Annotated in this window: 16 protein-coding genes; 12 read left to right on the top strand and 4 right to left on the bottom strand. The window is 57.0% G+C overall.

The window, feature by feature from the left end; genetic code table 11:
* Positions 1–450: 450 nt before the first annotated feature.
* Complete coding sequence (locus J3O30_RS30495; RefSeq protein WP_207585677.1) at positions 451–1,515, bottom strand: hypothetical protein; 1,065 nt, start codon at positions 1,513–1,515, stop codon at positions 451–453.
* A gap of 7 nt (positions 1,516–1,522) precedes the next feature.
* Positions 1,523–3,295 carry a toll/interleukin-1 receptor domain-containing protein gene (locus J3O30_RS30490; protein ID WP_207585676.1) on the bottom strand — a complete coding sequence of 591 codons (1,773 nt, stop codon included), beginning with the start codon at positions 3,293–3,295 and terminating at the stop codon, positions 1,523–1,525.
* 292 nt (positions 3,296–3,587) lie between these two features.
* Here J3O30_RS30490 and J3O30_RS30485 point away from each other — a divergent pair, with 292 nt between their 5' ends.
* From J3O30_RS30485 to J3O30_RS30450, 8 genes are all read left to right on the top strand, one after another.
* The gene (locus J3O30_RS30485; protein ID WP_207585675.1) at positions 3,588–4,073 is read left to right on the top strand and encodes a TIR domain-containing protein; all 486 of its coding nucleotides are present in this window, start codon (positions 3,588–3,590) and stop codon (positions 4,071–4,073) included.
* A gap of 39 nt (positions 4,074–4,112) precedes the next feature.
* Positions 4,113–5,273, top strand: a complete 1,161-nt coding sequence (locus tag J3O30_RS30480; RefSeq protein ID WP_207585674.1) for a toll/interleukin-1 receptor domain-containing protein — start codon at positions 4,113–4,115, stop codon at positions 5,271–5,273.
* Position 5,274: 1 nt separating this feature from the next.
* On the top strand, positions 5,275–5,949 hold the full coding sequence (locus J3O30_RS30475) for a hypothetical protein (RefSeq protein WP_207585673.1): 675 nt from the start codon (positions 5,275–5,277) through the stop codon (positions 5,947–5,949).
* A gap of 2 nt (positions 5,950–5,951) precedes the next feature.
* Positions 5,952–6,578, top strand: coding sequence for a hypothetical protein (locus tag J3O30_RS30470; protein WP_207585672.1), 627 nt, complete (start codon positions 5,952–5,954; stop codon positions 6,576–6,578).
* 273 nt (positions 6,579–6,851) lie between these two features.
* Entirely contained in the window at positions 6,852–7,424 is a 573-nt protein-coding gene (locus J3O30_RS30465) for a toll/interleukin-1 receptor domain-containing protein (protein WP_207585671.1), read from the top strand.
* An 873-nt stretch (positions 7,425–8,297) separates the two neighbouring features.
* Positions 8,298–9,236 carry an FAD-dependent thymidylate synthase gene (gene thyX, locus J3O30_RS30460; RefSeq protein ID WP_207585670.1) on the top strand — a complete coding sequence of 313 codons (939 nt, stop codon included), beginning with the start codon at positions 8,298–8,300 and terminating at the stop codon, positions 9,234–9,236.
* 11 nt (positions 9,237–9,247) lie between these two features.
* Positions 9,248–10,420: a hypothetical protein gene (locus tag J3O30_RS30455; RefSeq protein WP_018068204.1), complete on the top strand. Its 1,173-nt coding sequence runs from the start codon at positions 9,248–9,250 to the stop codon at positions 10,418–10,420.
* Positions 10,420–12,657: a hypothetical protein gene (locus J3O30_RS30450; protein ID WP_207585669.1), complete on the top strand. Its 2,238-nt coding sequence runs from the start codon at positions 10,420–10,422 to the stop codon at positions 12,655–12,657. The genes J3O30_RS30455 and J3O30_RS30450 overlap by 1 nt, the downstream gene beginning before the upstream one ends.
* Before the next feature lie 243 nt (positions 12,658–12,900).
* Here J3O30_RS30450 and dgt read toward each other — a convergent pair whose 3' ends face one another.
* Both dgt and J3O30_RS30440 read right to left on the bottom strand, forming a co-directional pair.
* Positions 12,901–14,244, bottom strand: coding sequence for a dGTP triphosphohydrolase (gene dgt, locus J3O30_RS30445; protein ID WP_207585668.1), 1,344 nt, complete (start codon positions 14,242–14,244; stop codon positions 12,901–12,903).
* A 171-nt stretch (positions 14,245–14,415) separates the two neighbouring features.
* The gene (locus J3O30_RS30440; RefSeq protein WP_207585667.1) at positions 14,416–15,408 is read right to left on the bottom strand and encodes a WYL domain-containing protein; all 993 of its coding nucleotides are present in this window, start codon (positions 15,406–15,408) and stop codon (positions 14,416–14,418) included.
* Between the two features lie 61 nt (positions 15,409–15,469).
* Between J3O30_RS30440 and J3O30_RS30435 the strand changes: the two genes are divergently transcribed.
* From J3O30_RS30435 to J3O30_RS33545, 4 genes are read left to right on the top strand one after another with little or no spacing between them, the layout of a single operon-like run.
* Complete coding sequence (locus tag J3O30_RS30435; protein ID WP_207585666.1) at positions 15,470–18,805, top strand: TM0106 family RecB-like putative nuclease; 3,336 nt, start codon at positions 15,470–15,472, stop codon at positions 18,803–18,805.
* A 49-nt stretch (positions 18,806–18,854) separates the two neighbouring features.
* Entirely contained in the window at positions 18,855–19,112 is a 258-nt protein-coding gene (locus tag J3O30_RS30430; RefSeq protein ID WP_018068209.1) for a multiubiquitin domain-containing protein, read from the top strand.
* On the top strand, positions 19,087–20,280 hold the full coding sequence (locus J3O30_RS30425) for a ThiF family adenylyltransferase (RefSeq protein ID WP_207585665.1): 1,194 nt from the start codon (positions 19,087–19,089) through the stop codon (positions 20,278–20,280). Before J3O30_RS30430 ends, J3O30_RS30425 begins: the two co-directional genes overlap by 26 nt.
* Positions 20,261–20,665, top strand: a complete 405-nt coding sequence (locus tag J3O30_RS33545) for a DUF6527 family protein (RefSeq protein ID WP_311043809.1) — start codon at positions 20,261–20,263, stop codon at positions 20,663–20,665. The genes J3O30_RS30425 and J3O30_RS33545 overlap by 20 nt, the downstream gene beginning before the upstream one ends.
* The last annotated feature ends 94 nt before the right edge of the window (positions 20,666–20,759 follow it).

Below are 20,759 nucleotides of genomic sequence, written 5' to 3'. Positions count from 1 at the left end.
GAGGAATACAGACTTTCAAAAGCAGCCTAAAAGCCCTTTGCTGCCGGTCGCCAAGACAAGTGCCGCGGCAAGACGAATACTTGATCAGGGGTAACACGGCTCGCACAGTTCTCGTCACAACCAGCCTTCCGCTGGCAGTCTTTCCCCTGACCCGTCCGTCCGCAGCGCACCGTCACCCCCGCCACTCGCTGCCCTTTGATCTCCGTGAAAGCGACATATGATCTATTTGAGAACGATGCCAAACGGTCTGTTGCGCCACTCGGACCTCGTTACGTCTTCAACGAAACAATGCGCAAGTTTCGTCGGACGCTCCACCTCCGGCTCTCTCATGACGAGCACACTGTTTTCCGTCAGGCGCATCTTTGCGATCCCAACAAAACGAGGACATCGAGATCATGCCAACACTCAGTGAAGGGAAGCCGCTTGCAAATGTGGCTTCACGTCAGTTCCCTAATCGCGGTCCGTCGTCGATTGATCGGTAATCGCACTGAGGCCAGGATTGCCAGCGATCGGTGTTGCCGCCGCCGGTGCACTGATCTGGCCTCCAAAGGCCCGGGCCAACTCGCCCATCATCTGCGGGTAGTCGCGCCGTACCTGATGCGGCTCGATAATCCCGTTTTTGACCGCAAATTCCATTACCGCGAGCTTGCGCGTGAAGTCCTGCTCTTCACGCGCCATTCGCTGATTGATGATGTCGCGCAGCGCTGCTTTGTCCGCATGTGGGCTCATCATTTCCGCTTGCAGCTCCTCGTCGCTTGCAAGCAATCTCGCATAATAATCGCGATCGACAGCACGCGTCTGGTGGACGGTCCGCTTTTCGAGGATGTCGAGCTGCGCCGCGGCAATCGTGCGCAATTTGCGGGCCTCGGCTTCCTCGACAGTGATCTCAATATTGCACTCCGTGATGCGGATGGCCGTGTCGTCGATCGGCTCTTCGGCAAAATCCATCAGCACCTTGCGCAGGCTCTCGAGCTTGTCGTCGAGTTTACCCTCCGATGCAAGCCTGCTGATCTTCTTGTAGAGCCGCGGCGAAAAATACTCCCGGACGTCGTGAATACCCTTCTGGACGACCTCAATGGGATCGATGACCGCTGCCTGATACTCTATATGCACGGTGGCATAAATCCCGGTATCCTTCAGCTGGACGCGTCGTTCGTCTGCAATCGGCACGGCCGACACGGTGACGAGATAATAGGCAGGCACGGGGCCCGACAACATCACCGCGATCGGGTTGCGACGGTTCAGCGAGAGGAAAACGCCAAGACCCACGATCACGGCCATCGTCAGGAGCAGGCCAGCGACGCCGAGCAGATAGATGAGTACGACGGCAATGACGATCGCAGCAATCCCCGATCGCGGCGTTGCCATCTCCTTCAGCCTGTCGACCAAAGAAGGCCCGGCGGCCTCGCGTCTCGTCGCCACTCCGTTGCTGAATTCGATGACTTGCGTGCCCGGTTTTTGGACCGGGATGGTATCGAACTGAGCGCTGATAGGATCGTAGGTCTTGATTGTCACGGCAGCCTCATTTCCCCTGCTGGTGGAATTTATCGTTTAGATCTGATAGCGTAAAGGCTCGTTCAAACAGAAAGCCGATGCGGTCCATATCGTCTTGCGTCTGGGCAGTATCGACGAGGTTTTTCGCCAAAATTGCCAGCGGATCCTCGCGCGAATCTGCCAGCGTATCGACGCGGAGTTCTGCCTCGCGCGACGCGATCCAGGACTTCAGGATCGCGCGTGCCTTCTCGCGCGTCGGATGTTGACCGATGCGATGCCGATGAAGCGCCGTGTTGAGGATGATTGCCATCAGACGAACCGTTTCGGCGTCGCAAGACAGCGCCTGGAGCGACAGCTTTCCCTGATGACGGTTCGAAGCGGTGAGCGGCAGCTTGCCAAGCACGGTCAGAAACAGCATCAGCGGGTAAGGGTTCTCGTCCATCCTGTTGTCTGACCGCTGCGATGCCGTCCCCTCGCCGACCCAGTCCGCAAGCTTTTTGATCAGGCCCGGCAGGTCGAAAAGCGTTTTATCGGCGCTCTCGGCGTGGGTCTGCATCAGGTTGGACAGCGATTTTTCTATAGACTGGAATAACTCGCCGGTCACGGCATGATCGCTATGCAGCGTTGCATAACGTAGCGTCGCCACCGACAATCCGGAAATGCGCGTTCCGGCGTAGCCACAGGCTACGCGCACCGCCGCGGAAAGCTGATTTCGCGTACCGCGCTCTGCCCAGAATTCCACCAGACGCGCGATCGCGTCGGCGGCCACCGGATCGAACGCAGCGACGCTCAACGCGACGTCTGCCACGTTTTGACAGTCTTCGGAGCCCGACAGCAGCCATTCTTTCAGCAGCGTGTCGAACATGTCGAGATAATGGCTTTGCGCAAGCAGGCCCAACGCAAATCCCAGGCGCATTTTCCCGTCCGCGTTGGCCCGCTCGGCGATCGATCGCCACCAGTCGGCCAACACCTTCCGGCGTTGCGGAAACTCGGTCCACGCAAATTTGAGGAAATGACCCGCCCACTCCGGATCACGGAAGCGGACCACGTCCTGGTCGACACCGAGAATGGGATGAGCGAGCGTGGCCAGTTCGCAGGCGAGGAGATCGAGAACCTGCCGAGCGCGTTTCGGATACCCGGGATCGACCGTGGACGACGCCCGATCGAGCTCGGCCTCCACAAGCCGCCGCGACAGGTCGTCGGCAATGTCGTCGACAACAGTGGCCGGGCTCATTTCAAAAACGGCAACGGCCAAGGCATGAGAAAACGCTTTGATCTGGCCATAGGGCGTGAGCTTCTGCTCAATGCTCGAAAACCACGTTTCTATGCGATCGGCTGCGGTTTCTGCAACTGGCCGCGTGGGCGCGGCCGGAGTCGGCTCTGCGCTGGCGCGAAGAGCACGACGGCACGTATCGACCAGCTTGGCGGATACGGCACCGTCCGCGATCTGGGCAATATCCTCGAAGTAGTAGCTTTGGATCATTGCCGTCACGGCGCGCAGATTGAAGGCGTCTGCCCTCTGTCCGATCATCAAAGGGATGAGTTTGTTTTGCTTTCGCGCCAGTTCGAGTTCGACGAAAATATAGTCGAGTTCCGAATTTGCTGTATGTTCGGTTAACACGGCAACAACCCGCGTGGCTTCGTCAAGCTTCTGTCGGGTGATGATGTCCCAGCGGCCCTCCGAAATGTCAGGTGACCACCAAATATTCAATCCGAGACTTTTCCAGTTTCGGATGATCGGCGTGAGTGCGGCCATGTCTTTGCTGGAATGACTTATAAATATGTATGGCTTTTCAGTCATTTGAAAACAACCTGTGCAGGCGATGGCGCCACCATGCCCGGAATGTTCGACGCCGCCTAGGGGAGGAGAATGAAATTTTTTCCAATTGTTTCGGTGTTGCACTATCCCGCTCATTGCATGACCGCGTAGCCGCGGAGTGAGTGCAAAACGCATTGTTTTTCGAAGAAACGCCCCGGCCGACGTTATATGGTAGTAAGAAGCAAATATCTTTTGCCGAAAGCGGAGCTTCAGGTTGCAGTTGTGGCAAGTCGTTTATATCGTGCAGAGCAACCAGAACGGGAGGCGATTGCCGATGGCGCGAAATACATTTCTCAGCTTTTGTTATGGGGACGATCATTGGCGGGTTCAGCAGGTCAAAAATATGGGCGTCGTGGAAGAGCAGCCGATCCTCAGCGCGAATAAATGGGAAGAGATCGAAAATCAGGGCGACGCTGCGATCAAAAAATGGATCGATGACAATTTGAAAGGCAAAACCTGCCTAATTGTACTGATTGGTCAGCGGACCGCGGAGCGCAAATGGGTGGAATATGAAATCAGGAAAGCGTTTGATGACGGAAAAGGGGTTCTCGGGGTCTACATCCACAATCTGAAAGATTCGGATGGAAACCAGGCCACCATGGGGCCAAATCCATTTGATGGCTTTACCGTCGGCAGCTATCCGCTGTCAAAGTGGGCGAAAGTGTACAATCCGCCGTATACGACGAGCAGCAACGTCTACGACCACATCAAGAACAATCTCGCGGACTGGGTTGAGTCGGCGATCGACCTAAGAGCTTGATTGGCACGTCCCAAAATTGTCCGATGGGTGGAGCGGAACATGAGTATATATGAGATAGGCTTTCTGGGTGGCGCGCTTCCAGAAGAGCGGGCGCGGCTTCGGCTTACGTTGTCCGAGATGATTGCCGAGTATTCGCTGGAGATCGGAACTGACGTTGTCATTCGGACCGGCGGGGAGTTGGAGCAACGCGATAGACACGCGGCCTTCGCTGCGGTCTATTTCGGCCATCCGACTACGCCGGATATCGAAATCGCCAAGGGGGTTGTTCAGGACAGTGCCCCAATCATTCCAAGTTTCGGACGAGATGAGAATTTCTCGGGGGTAATCCCTGAATTTCTCCAAGTCTTCAATGGACATCAACGGTCAGATGATGATCCAGAAATGCGGCAGCTAGCCGCCGCAGTGTTGGAGTGCCTTGGGTTACTTCGACGCCAGAGGCAGGTGTTTGTAAGCTACCGCCGGATTGAATCTAAATCTGCCGCGGTTCAGCTTCACGACTTACTTTCATCCCGCGGGTACGACGTGTTCCTGGACACGCACGACATCCGGCCTGGTGAGCCGTTTCAAGACGTTCTCTGGCACAGATTGTGTGATTCCGACGTCATGGTGATGCTCGACACCCCGACCTATTTCGAAAGCAAATGGACCAAGCAAGAAATCGGGCGAGCCAGATCCAAGGAAATTCATGTGCTTCGCGTCGTGTGGCCGGAGCACCGTCCAAGTAGGTTCACCGACCTTGCTGAAACAATTTATCTCGATCCCAACGAGCTGGAAGGCCCAGATGGCCCAATAATTTCTAAAACCGCAGACGACATCGTTATTGCAATTGAAAGGCTACGCAGCCGCAGTATCGCCTCACGCTACATGTCGATAACCGGAAAGCTACGCGCCGAGGTTTTGAAGATTGAAGGAATCGTTGAGGGTGTCGGCGCTCATCGAGCCGTCGCGATTAAGCTCGAAGACGGCGAGAGGGTTTGGGCTTATCCTATCGTGGGTGTGCCTACCGCTCTTACCTTGAATGATGTTGCGGAGCGAGCTCGAAACTCACGACAACGAGGAACGCCCGTTCTCGTCTATGACCAAGTCGGCATCGGTGAGGCATGGGCGGCCCATTTGAAATGGCTTGATGACAATATATCTTCTGTAAGAGCGATGAGAGTAGGCTACGCCAGCTGGGATCTGGCTGCCTGGGAGATGTGAGATGGATGGTGCAGTTTTTCTGTCCGCAGGGGTTCCCGATCCCAAACGGGGGCCAGAGTATGCGAAAACCGCTGATACGGTTGCGATAGCATCCGCTGTCTCCGCTTTGGTCTACGTCACCCTCGGTCGGCGTCAGCTTATCTGGGGTGGGCAGCCAGCGATTACACCAATGATTTGGACGATCGCCGCCGACATGAAAATAGATTATGGCTCTTGGGTCCGCCTGTACCAATCAAGACATTTCCAAGACGAGTTTCCTGAAGAAAATAAGCATTTCCAAAACGTTACCTACACAGATGATGTGGACAAGGATCTGAAGAAAAGCCTTCAAGAAATGCGCCGAAAAATGTTCACAGAAAATGAGTTCACCAACGCCGTCTTCATAGGAGGCATGGGTGGCATCCTTGACGAGTTCGAGATGCTCCGGCAGGCGCAGCCTAAAATCAATCTCATCCCTCTCGTGTCAGCCGGCGGTGCAGCGTCACTTGTTGCCGAAAGGATGGGCGGCGTTTCGGATGACCTTAAGACAAATCTCGATTTTGTGGCGCTGTTTCACCGACACCTTGGCATTTCTGAACGGGAGGAGCGATTTCGAACCCCTCAAGAGCAGCCAGCGGATGTCAACAAGCGCTTCTGGTCTAAGGGGGGACGGCCCGCCAACCCTGGTAGCGCTTGAGAATGCCATTTCTGGAACAGGATGACATGCGGGAGGTGGGCAAGGAATTTGCTCGAGGTCTCGGTAAAACACCTGATGAGGCGCTTAGACAGTTAGGGCGCTCTCGCCGCGAGCATTACGACATCTTTCTATCACAAACAATCAGAGACGCAGAGATTGTACTTGGGGTTTACTCAGTCCTGACCAATATGGGGCATGCTGTATTCTGCGATTGGCTGGAGGCACCGAGCCCCTCGCGCGACGAGGTCACCCCTGCGAACGCAGAGTTCATCCGTGACACGATGCGCATCAGCGACGCCCTGCTTTTTCTTGACACCCAAAATGCCGATCAATCCCTTTGGATGTGCTGGGAACTGGGCTGGTTCGATGCCGCCAAAGGCCTCGTTGCGATCCTGCCAGTGCTTCGAAAGGAAACGAAATCTTATCGACAACGCGAATTTCTAGGACTCTATCCCTACGTGGAAGTCACAGAGGAGTGGAAGCTCAAGATCGTGCGTCCCAACGTCCGTGGGCCGAACGGTATAACGATCTTCGAGGCACCAAACTCCCGGCCGTTCAATGTGTGGAGAAAGCATCCCGACGACCCCATGCGTCCCCGTACTCCGGGCTATGCGAACCGGCGGTTTTAACAACGTTCCAGTCGCGAAATACGGGGACTTACCGCGTTCCTATGCATAGGCTTTAAATGGCAACGGCGGCGGCATAGCGTCCAATGGAGCAGCCGCGAGAATTTCGCCGACAAGATCGGCGAACCTAAGCGTAACTGGAAGTCTTCTCCGCTGGCTGCAGCTAAAACCTATCTGGATAAGGAAAGGTGCCATACGAATCCAGCCTGTAATATAAAGGCGATTCACACTACAGGAAAGTATCATTTCGGCCAGGATGGCAGAGGAAGCAGTCTAGTGGCCACGTTTATTACCGAAAGGCAAGTGCGTGCCAAAATTGTTGGGATCGACTCGCAAACCGCCCGAATTTTCATCGCCGCACATAACGCGATATCGGCATTTCGCGACTCTTTTGATATCTTCCTCTCTCATTCAATCAAAGATGCAGGTTTGATACTCGGACTAAAACGTCTTCTGGAGGACACCGGGAAGACTGTATACATCGACTGGATCGATGATCCCGATCTGGACCGAGAACATGTCAGCGGCGAAACGGCGGAAAAGCTGCGTCGGCGCATGGATCAATGTTCGACGCTCATTTACGTCTACTCACAAAGTTCACAACGCTCGCGATGGATGCCGTGGGAGCTGGGCTACTTCGACGGGTCGAACGGAAACGTTGCCATCCTTCCGATCACTCCCGACCATGGCACGTTGGATTTTGACAGAGAGGAGTATCTACAGCTCTATCCGAAGATCGATGTCGTCGGAGCTAGCCTTTTCGTCAATCAGTCACGAAAATCTGAGATAGCACCATACAAAACATTTGACGAATGGAGGAACGGAGACGACAAGCTCAGACCCAGATAGGGTTTTGTCACAAACGGATTTGCTCATCGCGACCCGTTTGAACCGATCATGACGGCGCTCAAGGCTGTGAGCCCCCTGGCGTTTTCGCAAGATCACCGATGAGATCATGCAACATGCCGGATGAAGCGCTGCGCCGCAGCGGACGCGGTCCTGATGCTTATCGCGAGACATCGAGCTGGCGGCGGCAAGCGTTTGGTAGGCGCGCCCATGACTTCAGAGACAGTTAGGAAGAGCCGAGGCCTACCAGACGATCAAGACGGCTCCGAATGAGCTCTACCAGCAGCTACGGAAGCTGGCAGCTGTCTCACGAACGTTACGTAGAAATCGACGTGAACGAACCGAACCGTAAATGCGCCCAAAGCTTCCTCGCCGCTCACAAAGAGCTTTTCGATGTTGAGCGGTCTAGGCCCTTCTAGGGGGAGAGGTTGCACTATAAAATCTCGGGTCACTGGCCTGATCGTCCAGGTCGTCGCATTGATAGCACGCCTTGAAGGGATCGGAACCATTGACGCCGTTATTACGATCCGAAATTGATAACAGTTTCCGCAGGCCGTACACGTACTTGACGTGGCTGAATGCCTGTTTTTGAGCCGTCAGCTTTCATGACCCAGGGAGACGCAACGCGATCATATCAAAAGCTTCCCGGAAGATGGGATGCCAGTCGTCATCCCGTGGGAAACGCGCGAACAATTCCAGCATAGGGGAAAGCTCGATCTACATAAAAATCGAAACCATTGCGCCGCGGCTCCGTCGCATCAGCAAATCCGTTGGAATCCTTGCTCGTCAACCATTTGTTTGCGACACATAGGTAGAACGGGCGGGCCTTAACTCGGTGTAGTAGCGAGAATGCAGTAAAGGGATGTGAGGATCACGATGGGCACTCTCTCTGACGAACAAAAGCTCCAGATCCAACAGTCGCGAGACGCCACCGCGTCTACCCGAAGATCGGTATCCCCCGGCTTGGAAGAGATCCTTTACGAAGCGTTTCCCGTCCTCGACCACGGCTTCGTCCGCGTTGTCGACTACATGGGCGATGATAGTGCCGTGGTTCAGGCGGCACGTGTGTCCTACGGGCGCGGAACACGCCAAGTCAACGAAGATCGTGGTCTGATCAACTATCTGCTGCGCCACTGGCATACGACGCCCTTCGAAATGGCCGAGATAAAGCTACATGTTAAGATGCCGATCTTCGTCGCTCGTCAATGGATCCGGCACCGCATGGCCAACGTCAATGAGTACTCTGCCCGCTACTCCATCCTCGACCGTGAGTTTTACATACCGGAGCCGGCGCAGCTTGCTGCTCAATCGGTCCAGAACCGCCAGGGCCGCGGTGCAGTTGTTGGTCCCGACGAGGCCAAGAGCATTCTCGCTCTCCTGACCGAGGACTCGCAGCGATCTTACGATCATTATCTCGATATGTTGAACCACGACGAGACGGGAAGACCTATTGATGAGGGCAGACAGGGATTGGCGCGTGAACTTGCGCGCATGAACCTGTCGTTGAACTTCTATACGCAATGGTACTGGAAGACCGACCTCCACAATCTGATGAATTTCCTACGGTTGCGGGCCGATACACACGCTCAGTATGAGATCAGGGTCTATGCCGACGTCATTCTCGACATCCTGCAAAAATGGGTTCCACTGACCTACGACGCTTTTCGCGAGCACCGGCTCGAAGCGGCGACGTTCTCGGGCGAAGCCGTCAAGGCACTGCGCAGAATGCTGGCTGGCGAGAAGCTTGAGCAATCCGACACCGCGATGTCGAAGCGCGAGTGGGACGAGTTCCAGGCCGTCTTGGCCAATCAGTAAGGCCGTCGGATATGGCAAACGGCGCAGACACTCGTGATCGTCTCGGCCAAACCGCCGGATACGAGAAACTCGAAGCGGTGCTTGGCCTCGTCAATGAGCGCGAGAGCAGGCTGACGGTACCCAATAAGTGGGGATTCGAAGCAAGGCCGGGTGGTTCCGTCAGCAGCGCGCAGCTGGCGATGACATGGTCGCGCCGCAATGAGCCCTCGGCGACGCTCCAGCTCGGCACTGATGTCTCTCCCGAACACGCTGCGAAAACGTTGCTCGACCGTACCTACGGCCTGATTGCCGCGTCTTTCGCCGACCGCATTATCGGGCGCGACGGCGAGCGCGATGTAACCAGCGGGATGCTCCGATTGGTGAGTCAGCGGTTGGACGAACTATATACCGGCAGCTTCGGTCAAATGATTCATGGGCAATCGCTTCCGTTGATTTCAGTGGATCACCTGGAGCGCGAGGGCCCAAATCCGTTTCTCTATCATCCAAGGACAGGCGAGGTACGCAGCGACTTCACCGGTCTCGTACAGCAAGCGTTGGCCCGGCTAATAGCTCGGAAGCGACTGAACAAGGACAGTATCGATACCGAGCTTCTGGCCACCTTGTTTCGGGAACTCTTTTCGAACACGCACCTCCATGCTCGAACCGACCTTGACGGCGCGCTCTACCGACGTTCGGCACGGGGCATCGTGTTTGCCCTACGACCCGTTGATATCCCGATCGATTCGTTCTCCGGAGGCCTTCCGATACTCCGTGAATACATCGAGAGTATGGAGCGGCATGCAGCAAGGCCGAGGGTGGAGTTTCTGGAAGTTTCGGTCTTCGACAGCGGTCCCGGACTTGCCGCACGGGCCTATGGCAGCCCAGTGCCCGAGGAGATGTCGATTGCCCAGGAATACGGCCTCGTCCATCGATGTTTTCTCAAAAGCATCACGTCGGTTCCAAATTCAGCCCATGGATGGGGCCTTCCCCGGGTAATGCTTGGTTTAAAGTCCGCCGGCGGCTTCATGCGGTTGAGGACAGGCAGATTGTCCCTGTGCAAGTGGTTTCCACCGGGAACCATGGAGCCGCGGGTGCTCGGGCAGGACCTGGCGTTTCTCGATGTCGATGGAGGACAACCAAAACAACACGCCCATGTCGTCGGCGCGGTCTTCACTATCCTCATTCCGATCGGGCTGGGTAACTAATGAGCGCCTTCTACCATTTTCATTGGTCGCGCAAGGAACACGCTGACTGCCTCGTGCTCGTCACAACGCTTGCAAGCTTTCGGCAACATGACCTGATCGAGATCGTCGACAGGGACATTCTGAGCGGCAATCCCTATCCTGAAGCCCTGATCATTGTCGCGCCGACGGATCTAGCGGACAGCATGACCAAAGCGGTGAAGGCGATGATCCAGGCACGGAATCAGATACGCTTGCCGTCCGATACCGCGATTGTTGTGGCATCCTTCGATGGGAAGGGTAAAGTGATCGCAACCGCTTCCTCTGTTTTGCAAGGGAAATTGAAGCTCACCGCTGGTGACTTCAAAGACATCATTCACTCAGGTACGCATCACCTTGTTTCATCCCGTGGAGCCGTGTTGGTCGCTCCCCACGCCCATCATTTCGTTCATCCACGCCGCAAACACTCGCGCGCCTTCTTCAGGGCCGCAAATGCACTCATTCAAGGCGAGGAAATCGGTTTTCTTGCATTGGCCTTGCTGCCATACCTCGTTGTGCACGCCGAGAAGGTTTGGATCGACTCCTCCTCCATTGCTTCACTAGTGTACGCGGCCTGCGCGTTGAAAAGCCGCCTATCCCCGGACATGACATCCAGCATCCAGGTACAGAGCTTTCTGTCATATGAGGGCCTAGACCAGCTCTGGGTTCAGGACCATACGAAGGAAATGATACTAATCTCCGCGACCGCAAGCGGATCTCTTCCCGAACTTGTCGCGGGACAGACCAAGCTTCCGGCCGATCGCATCATCACGCTGTTCTCGACTGCAAGGAGTGTCCCCGGAACGGTCGTATTCGACGCGCGCGAAACGACAAAGGGACTTGAGCCGCTGATGCTCGAGACCTTCGAGGATGTCACATGCCCGTGGTGTCAGGACGGCTCCCGGCTGATCACTTTTGTCGGCGACCAGTTCCTGAGGGACGCCGCTACCATCTCTGCTTATACGCTCGTGGAACCGGCAGCGACGCCGGCTTTCAAAGCAGTGATGAAGAAGTATCGCGAGCAGAACGCGTTCAGCCTGCGCCTGGACATAGAACACGCGGGTCACGGTCTTTTTGTTGAGCTGAAGCATACATTGCTGGCTTCAGAAAACCGGTTGGCCATCAGGAAGCTCGTGCAGCGCAACGTTCCGGCTTCGACCTCACACATCCTGCCAACGGGAGGCGAGGATAGTAGGCGCCTGGCCGAGATCGTCGCGGAAGAAATCCACGCCCTCGGTCTTCAAAGGCCGTTTGTGTTGGACACGTCAAAGCCCGATGATGCGACGCGAGAGCGGAAGGGCGTGGTTATTGTCGCAGCCACCGTGGGCTCCGGTCAATCGTTCCAAGACGCAAGTCGAGACCTTCGCACGCCGTTCGAAAATCTGCCACGAACATATTTCGCCGGGTTGAGCAAGCACAGCATGGCGGAATATCAAGGCACCTTGCTGAAGGACCTCGAACACAACAACAAAGAATACAAGCATACCTTTTGCGTGGTCGATTCCATGACCTTGCCTCACCAGAACCGCTACCTGGCTTGGAAGAAGGAGCTAGGGTTCTGGACGAAAGTGTCGCTTGATCAGTCAATGAACAAGGCCGACGGTGAGGTACTCGAGTTTGCGGAGCGCCGACGCGTCATTCTGTCCGATACCATTGTCGAAAACGATTTCTTCCTTCCCAACACCGGTGGTCACTCGCTTGAGTTGAGGCCGAGCTTCGCCTTCTGGGAGCCCGGTTATGAAGCTAAAAAGGTACGGCAAGGTGACGTGTTCGCCACAATCGCCGGCATCCTCGAAAACCGTCGAACACCATCCAAAACCGGGCAGGCAGCTCCTCTGTCCCAATCGCCGTTCCACATGACCGTTTTGTCGAGCGAAAACTTTACGCGCTTCAACGACGGGATAATCCAGGCCAGCCTGTTACGGGCAGCCTTTCCGCACGAGTTAAGTTACGCGGATCCCCAGATGGCCAATCACAGCGCCAAGATTGGCCATCTGGTACTGAAAATGCTAGAACGTCACGCAGAAAACCAGGGTGAAGCAGTTCTCGAATTCCTTGTAGCCCTGGCGACACGGCGGATGACATTGGCGACCGTCGATTTGAAACGTGTAGCCTCTTACCCGAAAAAACTGCCGGCGCTTCTTTCCACCATTCTCCCCTACGTTCTTGACCCGAACCCCTACGGCGTCGGTGACGATGCCGCAACTCCGAAACCCGCCTAATTGCCCTATTTTGTGACTGAACCTCCAACGCTGTGAGCAGACCAGCGGCGCAATATCGGACTGAACGACCGGAATGAGGCGCATTGCTGCCATCGACAATCTCGACGATAAAAGTTGTCGGGGGCACGCGGTTGGTAGGATAACACGGCAGCTCCCCTACAGCGCTCATTCGCCATCAACTTGTTCGCAGCAATACCGAAGATCTGCATACGCAGCACGTTAAAGAAGCCGGCGCGCCGTTCACTAGATACCGCTGAGCATCCTCGCGATCCTCACAGCATATCGATCAGTCATACCCGACGTGAAGTCAGCAAGAGCGTGCAGAGCGCGCCGGGCATCGGTAACGTCCCGCAAGTCCAAGTCGAGCGCCCTAGCGAGCTGCCGTGTGTGGTCGGAAAGCCCATCCTGATCCCACTTGACCTTAAAAAGATCTTCGAAGACAGGAAGTACGCCTGACATCACGTTGCCTATCACACGCCGACCAGACACTTCCAACTCAGTCTTTCTCCGGGCCGTGAAGACCTGGTCCCGGGACAGGGTCTTCATTTTTGCGAAGACAGAGGCCATCGGCCCTGCATCAGCTAAAGAATTAGAGAACGTTCCAGCCATAATGGCATCGTAGTTGGTCTTGAAGGCCTCGACGCAACTCTCGACTGCGGCCCCAATGCTCAATGCCCGCAATAAAGCGATATGTTCGGCGCGGCTGAGGCTACTCACATCGCGGTTCGGGCTGTTCGCGGCCTCGTGCAACAGCCCTCTGACCGTATCAAATGGGAGCTCACCAGTCGTGAAGGCGTCCTCAAGATCGACGATGTTGTAGCAGATATCGTCTGCGGCTTCGACGATGAACACCAGCGGATGCCGATGCCACCAATTGCCAATGCGGTCCACTTCCTCAGGAAGCCCCAACGAATTGGCCGCTTCCTTGAACAGCTCTATCTCGGAACTGAAGATGCCGAACTTCTTGAGGCCGACATATGTCACATCTCCGCTGCCAACAATGCTCTCGCGGACGGCAGAAGTGGTCGGATATTTCGTGAACGCCCCCAAAGTTGCCTTGGACAGGCGCATACCGCCATCATTGCGGTACATCTCAAGCCGCGAAATAATCCGAAATCCCTGTGCGTTGCCTTCAAACCTCACGAATTCTGAGCGGTGTTGATCCTCGACCTCCGCCATGATCCCTTTAGAATCATCGAACTTCTCCGCGAACCAGTCGCCCATCGCCGCTTCGCCTGAATGGCCGAAGGGGGGATTGCCGATATCATGGGCGACGCAAGCTGCCTGAACAATGTTCGCCAAGCTGTTGGACTCGCCGCTGGCGATCCGATGTGTTTCCTCAAGCCAATTACCAATTCGCATGGCCAGCGATCGTCCGACGCTACTGACTTCGACGGAATGGATTAGGCGATGGTGGACGTGGTCATGCTCGTAGAGAGGTTGGACCTGGGTCTTGTTGGCCAGTCGCCGGAATGGCGCAGAGAAAACAATGCGGTCATGATCTTGAATGAAGATCGACCGGTTCGGCCTAGGCTCATAGTGCTTGTCGCCAAGCCGTTCACTGCAGAGCAGTTTCTCCCAATCCATTCTCACGCCCCAATTCTATCGATTTCGCATACCGATCAATAGCCTCCGCAGCAATGGCCGCCAAGCTGATATCTAAATTCATACTGACGGGCGAGCGCCCTCTCACATGCCGCTTCCGTTCGCACTTCGTCAGCAGAACGGCCGGACGCGATTTCTTTTCCCGGTATCGTCTCACGGCAGCGCGTCGAATCTGCGCTGGTGCCCGTTCACCATCTCGCGCAGCCGTGCGGGCTGGAGCACTTCCACCGAGTTTCCCCAAGAGTAGAGATGCCAACACATCTCGAGGAGGCCGGACGCCTTGAAGCGCACAAGCAGCGAGCCGTCAGGCTCCTCCTCTATGGTCTGTGTCGGATGGAATACGAATCGGCGCGCGTGGGGCGCGGCGTCCGGCGAGAACCGCCATACGACGTCGCCGTGCTCTGCAGCGCTTTCGTACGACCCGAAGCCCTTCTCCGCGTGCGTGCGGATGTTGAAACCGGGATCGAGATCGAAGCTCTCATCGAGTACCTCGGCCGAGTAGATTTCCTCGACGCGGTAGTGCTGCAAGGGTGCTCCGGGCTTCTTTGCCGTGTCCCTCGCGACCAAGTAGCGACGCACTCCAAGAAGCAGGCCGTGCGGCGCAATCACCCGTTCAGTCGGCTTGTCCTGCTTGCGCTTACGGTAAGATATCCGCAGCAGGAACGGCCCCTTGAGCGCTTCAGAAATCGCCGCATCGACTTCACTGCTGACAGCGGGGCGCGGTCCCGGTCGGGCCGCGTGTCCTAAGGCTTCGAGCAGCGCTTCCTCATCGACCGCGAGCCTCGTCCCGGCCTCCGGCGGAATAAGCGCCCGGATCTTTCGCTCGAGTCCGCGAACCGTACCTGCTTCAGGCTTCATTCCAGCCGTTTCAAGTTCCGTGATTGCCGTACTTAACGCAGCGAGCTCCTCAGCCGAGGGGGTCAAGAGAGGTGCGATCGCCCGTGCCGGGATTCGCCAACGGCGCTTGCGATCGTCGCCATCATTAGACTGCGTCTGGGGAAATGCAGCCTTCAATGCGACCGTCATGCGCTGCGCTGACCGATGCACGCAACCGAACTCTTCGATGATTTCCTCAAGTGACACGCCCCCTCGGCGGGTCGCCATCATCGCTAGCTTGAGAAGCTCCTGAGCCTTCGCGAAAGACATAGAATCACCGTGACAGCTTTTGTCGCCCTCTTTTGCTATAGCGGAAGAAAGGAGATTGCGCATGCGCTTGATTGGGCACTTGTTGCGACTGAGTGCGTCGGACCTCATGCGGTTCAAGGGCTGTCGCCATGCGACGGCTTTGGATTTGCGTTTGATCGAAGTTGGCGACCTTAAGCCCGATGAAGACGGCCCTGAAGCCGAGCTACTCCAGAAGCAGGGCGATGATCACGAACTTGCGTTCCTGGATAGGCTGAAGGCGGATGGCCATAGCGTCATCGAGATTCCGAAGGACAACATTTCACTCGAAGAGTCGGTACGCCTGACGCTCGAGGCGATGAGGACTGGCCCCAACATCATTTTTCAGGGCGCGTTGCTCGATGGCGCATGGGGCGGTTACAGCGACTTCCTTGAACGCGTCGAAAGACCTTCGGATCTCGGCGCGTGGTCGTACGAGGTCGTCGACACCAAGCTGAAGCGGAGGCCTGATCCAAAACATGTCCTCCAACTCTGTTTGTACAGCGATCTCATTGGAAAGGTACAGGGCGTGGCGCCAGAGGCCGCCCACCTCCAGTTGGGCGACGGTAGCCGCTTCACTGTCCGGCTTTCGGAAGTATCGGCCTACGCACGCAACGCTCGGCGGATGCTGGAGGCGTTTCTCGTGGAGCGTCCCGAGACCCGGTCCGAACCCGTGTCGGCGTGCACCCTGTGTCGTTGGAGTAGCCATTGTGCCGAGCAGTGGGACGCCGACGATAGTCTGGCGCTGGTTGCCGGTATCAGCAGGTCTCAGCGCCAGAAACTCGAGGCAGCCGGTATCACCACCATGGCCGCTCTTGTTGTATGCAAAGATCGCGTGCCGAAAATGGCGGCCGAAACCCAACGCAAGTTGGTATCCCAGGCTCGCCTGCAGTCGGCACGCCGAGCTGGTGGGCTGCCGGCCTTCGAGCTCCGAAATGCGGAGCCTGGAAAAGGGTTCGGCCTGCTGCCGGCGCCTGATGAGGGAGACGTATTCTATGATATCGAGGGGGATCCGTATTTTCCAGGCGGGCTCGAGTACCTTCACGGCGTCTGGTACCGCGAAAAGGATGAGTGGGCGTTTCGGGCATTTTGGGCTCATAGCCGCGAGGACGAGGGCCGCTCGGTGGCCGACCTGCTGACTTTCCTCGTCGAGCATATGCGGCGGCACCCTAACGCCCACATATATCACTATGCCAACTACGAAATTGCTGCACTCCGGCGGCTGACCGCGCAGCATCGCACCTGCGAGGCCGCGATAGATCAACTCCAGCGCGAGCGGCGCTTTGTCGATCTGTTCAAGGTCGTTTCCGGCGCCATGATCGCATCGGAGAAAGGCTACTCTATCAAAGATCTCGAGGCGTTCTACATGAAGAAGCGTGCGGGTGACGTCGCGACCGCCGGGAGCAGCGTCGTCTTCTACGAGGAGTGGCGCCACACCGGCGAGCAGCGCCTGCTCGACGAGATCCACGACTACAATCGTACAGACTGCCTCTCGACACAATTGCTTCGCGATTGGCTTGTCAGCGATGTCCGCCCGACGGGAATGGCTTGGGCAGTCCTTGGCGAGGTGCCTGAAGGCGGATCACTCTCAAATATCGAGGCAGAGGATGAGGAGATCAGGGTCCTACGCGCCAAACTGCAGCCAGTGCGAGAGCGTCTCGGCGACCAAGTGGCCGATCTGCTGCTTGACCTCAGCCAATTCCACAAGCGCGAGGACAAGCCGGCTTATTGGGCGATCTTCGACCGCCTCGCGCAGGAAAGCGAGGAACTACTCGACGACCTCGAATGCATCCAGGGCCTGGAGGCCGTAAGCGAGCCTGTGCAGGTCACGAAGCAGTCCTTCGAACGGACATATCGGTTCCCACAGCAGGAGACGAAGCTGCGTGCCGGCAAGAGTCCATGCTTGAAGCCGGCAGCAATGCCAGAAGACGTTAACCTGCGGTCGATCGACCACGATACGAACACGCTGGTATTGCGCCGCTCGATCGCGAAAGGCCCTCTACCCGATCGCCTTGACCTTTTGCCGCCGAGGCCTCTGCGCAATAGCGTCCTGAAGGACGCGGTCGCTGCGGTAACCGAGGAAATCATTGCCAACACTGGGCGCGTCCCTGCCATCGAGGACATACTCACCCGCTCCCGACCCCGGTTCGTGGGCGGTTTGCGGTCCCCTGGTGTGATTTCAGGGGACGGCGACCTGTCCATCGAAACAAGCCGCGCAATCGCTGCAATGGCGGATTCTACGCTCGCAATCCAGGGACCGCCGGGCACCGGGAAGACGTATGTTAGTGCGCTCTCGATCGTGGACCTTGTCCGGGCAGGCAAGCGTGTCGCCGTGTCCTCAAATAGCCATAAGGCGATTAGCAATTTGCTGAAGGCGGTGGCAGACCGAGCACGGGTGGAGGGCATGAACTGCCGACTCGTTCAGAAGACGTCTGACGACGGCGACGAAGAGGCCTATCCTGGCATTGTTTTTGTGAGCGACAATGACGCGCCTGAGATCGCATCCGCACATGTTGTCGGCGCAACTGCGTGGCATTTCGCCCGATACAGCGACGCAGCATTTGACTATTTGGTAGTCGACGAGGCTGGCCAAGTCTCCCTTGCCAACATCCTCGCCATGGCAAGGTCCAGCCGCAACATCGTGCTGGTCGGCGATCCCATGCAACTGCCCCAACCCCTGCAAGGCAGCCACCCCGGCGACAGTGGACGTTCGTGTCTCGAATATCTGATCGATGGGCACCGAGTAGTACCGACTGACCGCGGCATTTTCATTCCGGTCAGCCGGCGAATGCACCCACGGGTCTGCGGTTTCATTTCGACGGCCGTCTACGAGGGGCGGCTCCGCAGCGACGACGCGGCGCGCGGTCAAACGCTCGTCTCGCGCACTGGTATTGATCTCTTGGGTGCCGGCATGCGCGCCGTCACACATGCCGGTCGGTCTCAGGTGAGCCCCGAGGAAATCCAAGCGATCGTGGCCCGGATAGCGGAAGTTGATGGCGCGACTTATCGTGATCGCGATGGCCGCGAGCGTGTCATCGGGAACGCCGACATCCTTGTCGTTGCTCCTTACAATGCGCAGGTGAACGCCCTCCGCGCTGCGCTCCCGGGCGCGGTGCGGGTCGGCACGGTCGACCGGTTCCAAGGTCAGGAGGCGCCGATCTGTCTCGTGTCTATGACAACATCGAGCGGCGAGGAACTGCCGCGCGACATCTCGTTCCTATTCTCGTTGAACCGAATCAACGTCGCTGTCTCGCGCGCTCAGGCGGCAGCGATGGTGTTCGCCAGCCCGCTGCTGCTCCAAACATCCTGCCGAACGATCGAAGAAATGTCGCTGGTGAACGCACTTTGCATTCTGCGCGAATACGGGGGTGACAGCTTCTGACATCCACTAGTGCGACACTGCCTAAATCGGAAGATGGAGATTCGCACGGATGGATAACGACAACCCGAACAAGACCGTCACTATCGTAGTCGAGGGTACCGAACACGATTGGCCCAAAGGCGACATCAGCTATGAGGAGGTGGTGACGCTCGAGGTTCCGGATTACGCCCAGCACCCTGAGATCACCTACTCGGTGCGCTACAAGCGCGGCCAGGGCAACAAGCCTGAAGGTACGCTGGCGCCGGGCGCCTCGGTCAAAGTCAAAGAAGGGATGATCTTCAGTGTTTCGGAAACTGGTCAGTCGTAACCCCGACCTCGCTCGGCTCGTCGAGAGCGGCTATGCGGTCGCGTTCGACAGCAATTGCCTCGTCGTGCGTGACATCCCCTATCTCGATCGGCAAGGCGCACTGCAGAGCGGCGCGATCGTCGCCAAGCTGGTATTCGTTGACGAGGAGCACGTCCAGCAGGATGACCACCAGATCTACTTTGCCGGCGGCCATCCCCATCAGCTTGACGGCTCACCCATCCTCAACCTCGGCGGCGGTGAGACGAGGATCCAACTGAGTAGTGTGTGCGCCGATGTTGTCGTGCAACGCTCCTTCTCCAACAAACCATTGCCCCAAGGCAGCTTCGTTGATTTTTACGCCAAGATTGAAAGCTACGTATCAATTATCTCCGGACCTGCGATCGAGCGGCATCCCACCGCGACACCCCTCACCTATCGGGTGGTCGAAACCTTCGAGCCCGATCCAATATTCAAGCTTCAGGACACGCTAACGTCGCGCGCGCAGATCGGCGACTTGAACACGGGGTTCGCCGACGAGACGGTGGCCATCATCGGACTTGGCGGCACCGGCGCCTATCTACTCGATCTTCTGGTCAAGACGCCGGTGCCTAATATCCGCGCGTTTGATGGCGACACCTACCATGTCCACACCGCGTTTCGCTCCCCGGGTCGCTTCGCCACTGAGGAACTTCGGACGGCAAAAGCCACCGTCTACGGCGCTCGCTATGACAATTTTCGGCACGGGCTGACAGTCGAAGCCACCTACATCGACCACGACACTGCAGAGCGCCTTGACGGCGTTACCTTCGCCTTCGTCTGTGTTGACAAAGGATCGTCGCGCGCAGGAATCTTCGACGCGCTCATCTCTCGCAACATTCCCTTCATCGACGTTGGCATGGGTCTCAACCGCAAGCATGGCACGATTGATGGCATGCTGCGCGCCACCTACTATCCCGTCCATGAAGGTGCAACGATGCGCGACCGGAAGCTCGCCGACCTGTCCGACGCGGCCGACGACATCTATCGTTCAAACATCCAGATCGGCGAGCTGAACGCGCTTAATGCCTGCTTCGCCGTGATCCGCTACAAGCAAATACGGGGCTTTTATCGAGACACCGAGGGGTATCGACACATGCTCTTCGGGATCGACGACCTCGGCCTCACCGCGGATGCTTATGATGAGAATTGAGCTAGAATGCGTGCAAACCATGCCGGCCCAGCTTGAGCCGGGCGTTCTCTATGTGTCGGAGGAGTTCGAGACTGCCGCGCACTTATGCGCATGCGGCTGCGGTTCAAAGGTGCGGACACCTCTTGGGCCGACCGAATGGCAATTCACCGATCACCCCCAAGGACCATCGCTGCGACCGTCGATCGGCAATTGGCAGCGCCCCTGCAAGTCGCACTATTGGATTGACCGGGGCAAGGTCGAGTGGTCCACTGAGTGGACCCCCGAGCAAATTGCCGCCGGCCGCGCGGCCGAGGAGCGTCGGCGTGAACACTACTACGCTGAACTGTATCCTGACCGGTGGTGGGTACGCGTTTGGCGTTGGCTCAAGTCTATGATGAGCAGCTAGCATTGGATCGCGTCGAACGTTTGAGAGAAACATTTATCCACAAGGCACAGCATTACGCGGGCCGCTACTTGAGGGTTGCCCGAAATACGTGCCT

The sequence above is a fragment of the Rhizobium sp. NZLR1 genome (genome assembly GCF_017357385.1).
Taxonomy (GTDB): domain Bacteria; phylum Pseudomonadota; class Alphaproteobacteria; order Rhizobiales; family Rhizobiaceae; genus Rhizobium.
This window is presented reverse-complemented; position numbering and strand designations above follow the sequence as displayed.

Bases quoted from the DNA above. Each gene is read 5' to 3' on its own strand.
- J3O30_RS30470 (WP_207585672.1), top strand. From the start codon at position 5,952: ATGCCATTTCTGGAACAGGATGACATGCGGGAGGTGGGCAAGGAATTT.
- J3O30_RS30430 (WP_018068209.1), top strand. From the start codon at position 18,855: ATGGATAACGACAACCCGAACAAGACCGTCACTATCGTAGTCGAGGGT.
- J3O30_RS30440 (WP_207585667.1), bottom strand. From the start codon at position 15,408: ATGTCTTTCGCGAAGGCTCAGGAGCTTCTCAAGCTAGCGATGATGGCG.
- J3O30_RS30475 (WP_207585673.1), top strand. From the start codon at position 5,275: ATGGATGGTGCAGTTTTTCTGTCCGCAGGGGTTCCCGATCCCAAACGG.
- J3O30_RS30480 (WP_207585674.1), top strand. From the start codon at position 4,113: ATGAGTATATATGAGATAGGCTTTCTGGGTGGCGCGCTTCCAGAAGAG.
- J3O30_RS33545 (WP_311043809.1), top strand. From the start codon at position 20,261: ATGCTTATGATGAGAATTGAGCTAGAATGCGTGCAAACCATGCCGGCC.
- J3O30_RS30485 (WP_207585675.1), top strand. From the start codon at position 3,588: ATGGCGCGAAATACATTTCTCAGCTTTTGTTATGGGGACGATCATTGG.
- J3O30_RS30450 (WP_207585669.1), top strand. From the start codon at position 10,420: ATGAGCGCCTTCTACCATTTTCATTGGTCGCGCAAGGAACACGCTGAC.
- thyX (WP_207585670.1), top strand. From the start codon at position 8,298: ATGGGCACTCTCTCTGACGAACAAAAGCTCCAGATCCAACAGTCGCGA.
- J3O30_RS30435 (WP_207585666.1), top strand. From the start codon at position 15,470: ATGCGCTTGATTGGGCACTTGTTGCGACTGAGTGCGTCGGACCTCATG.
- J3O30_RS30490 (WP_207585676.1), bottom strand. From the start codon at position 3,295: ATGACTGAAAAGCCATACATATTTATAAGTCATTCCAGCAAAGACATG.
- dgt (WP_207585668.1), bottom strand. From the start codon at position 14,244: ATGGATTGGGAGAAACTGCTCTGCAGTGAACGGCTTGGCGACAAGCAC.
- J3O30_RS30455 (WP_018068204.1), top strand. From the start codon at position 9,248: ATGGCAAACGGCGCAGACACTCGTGATCGTCTCGGCCAAACCGCCGGA.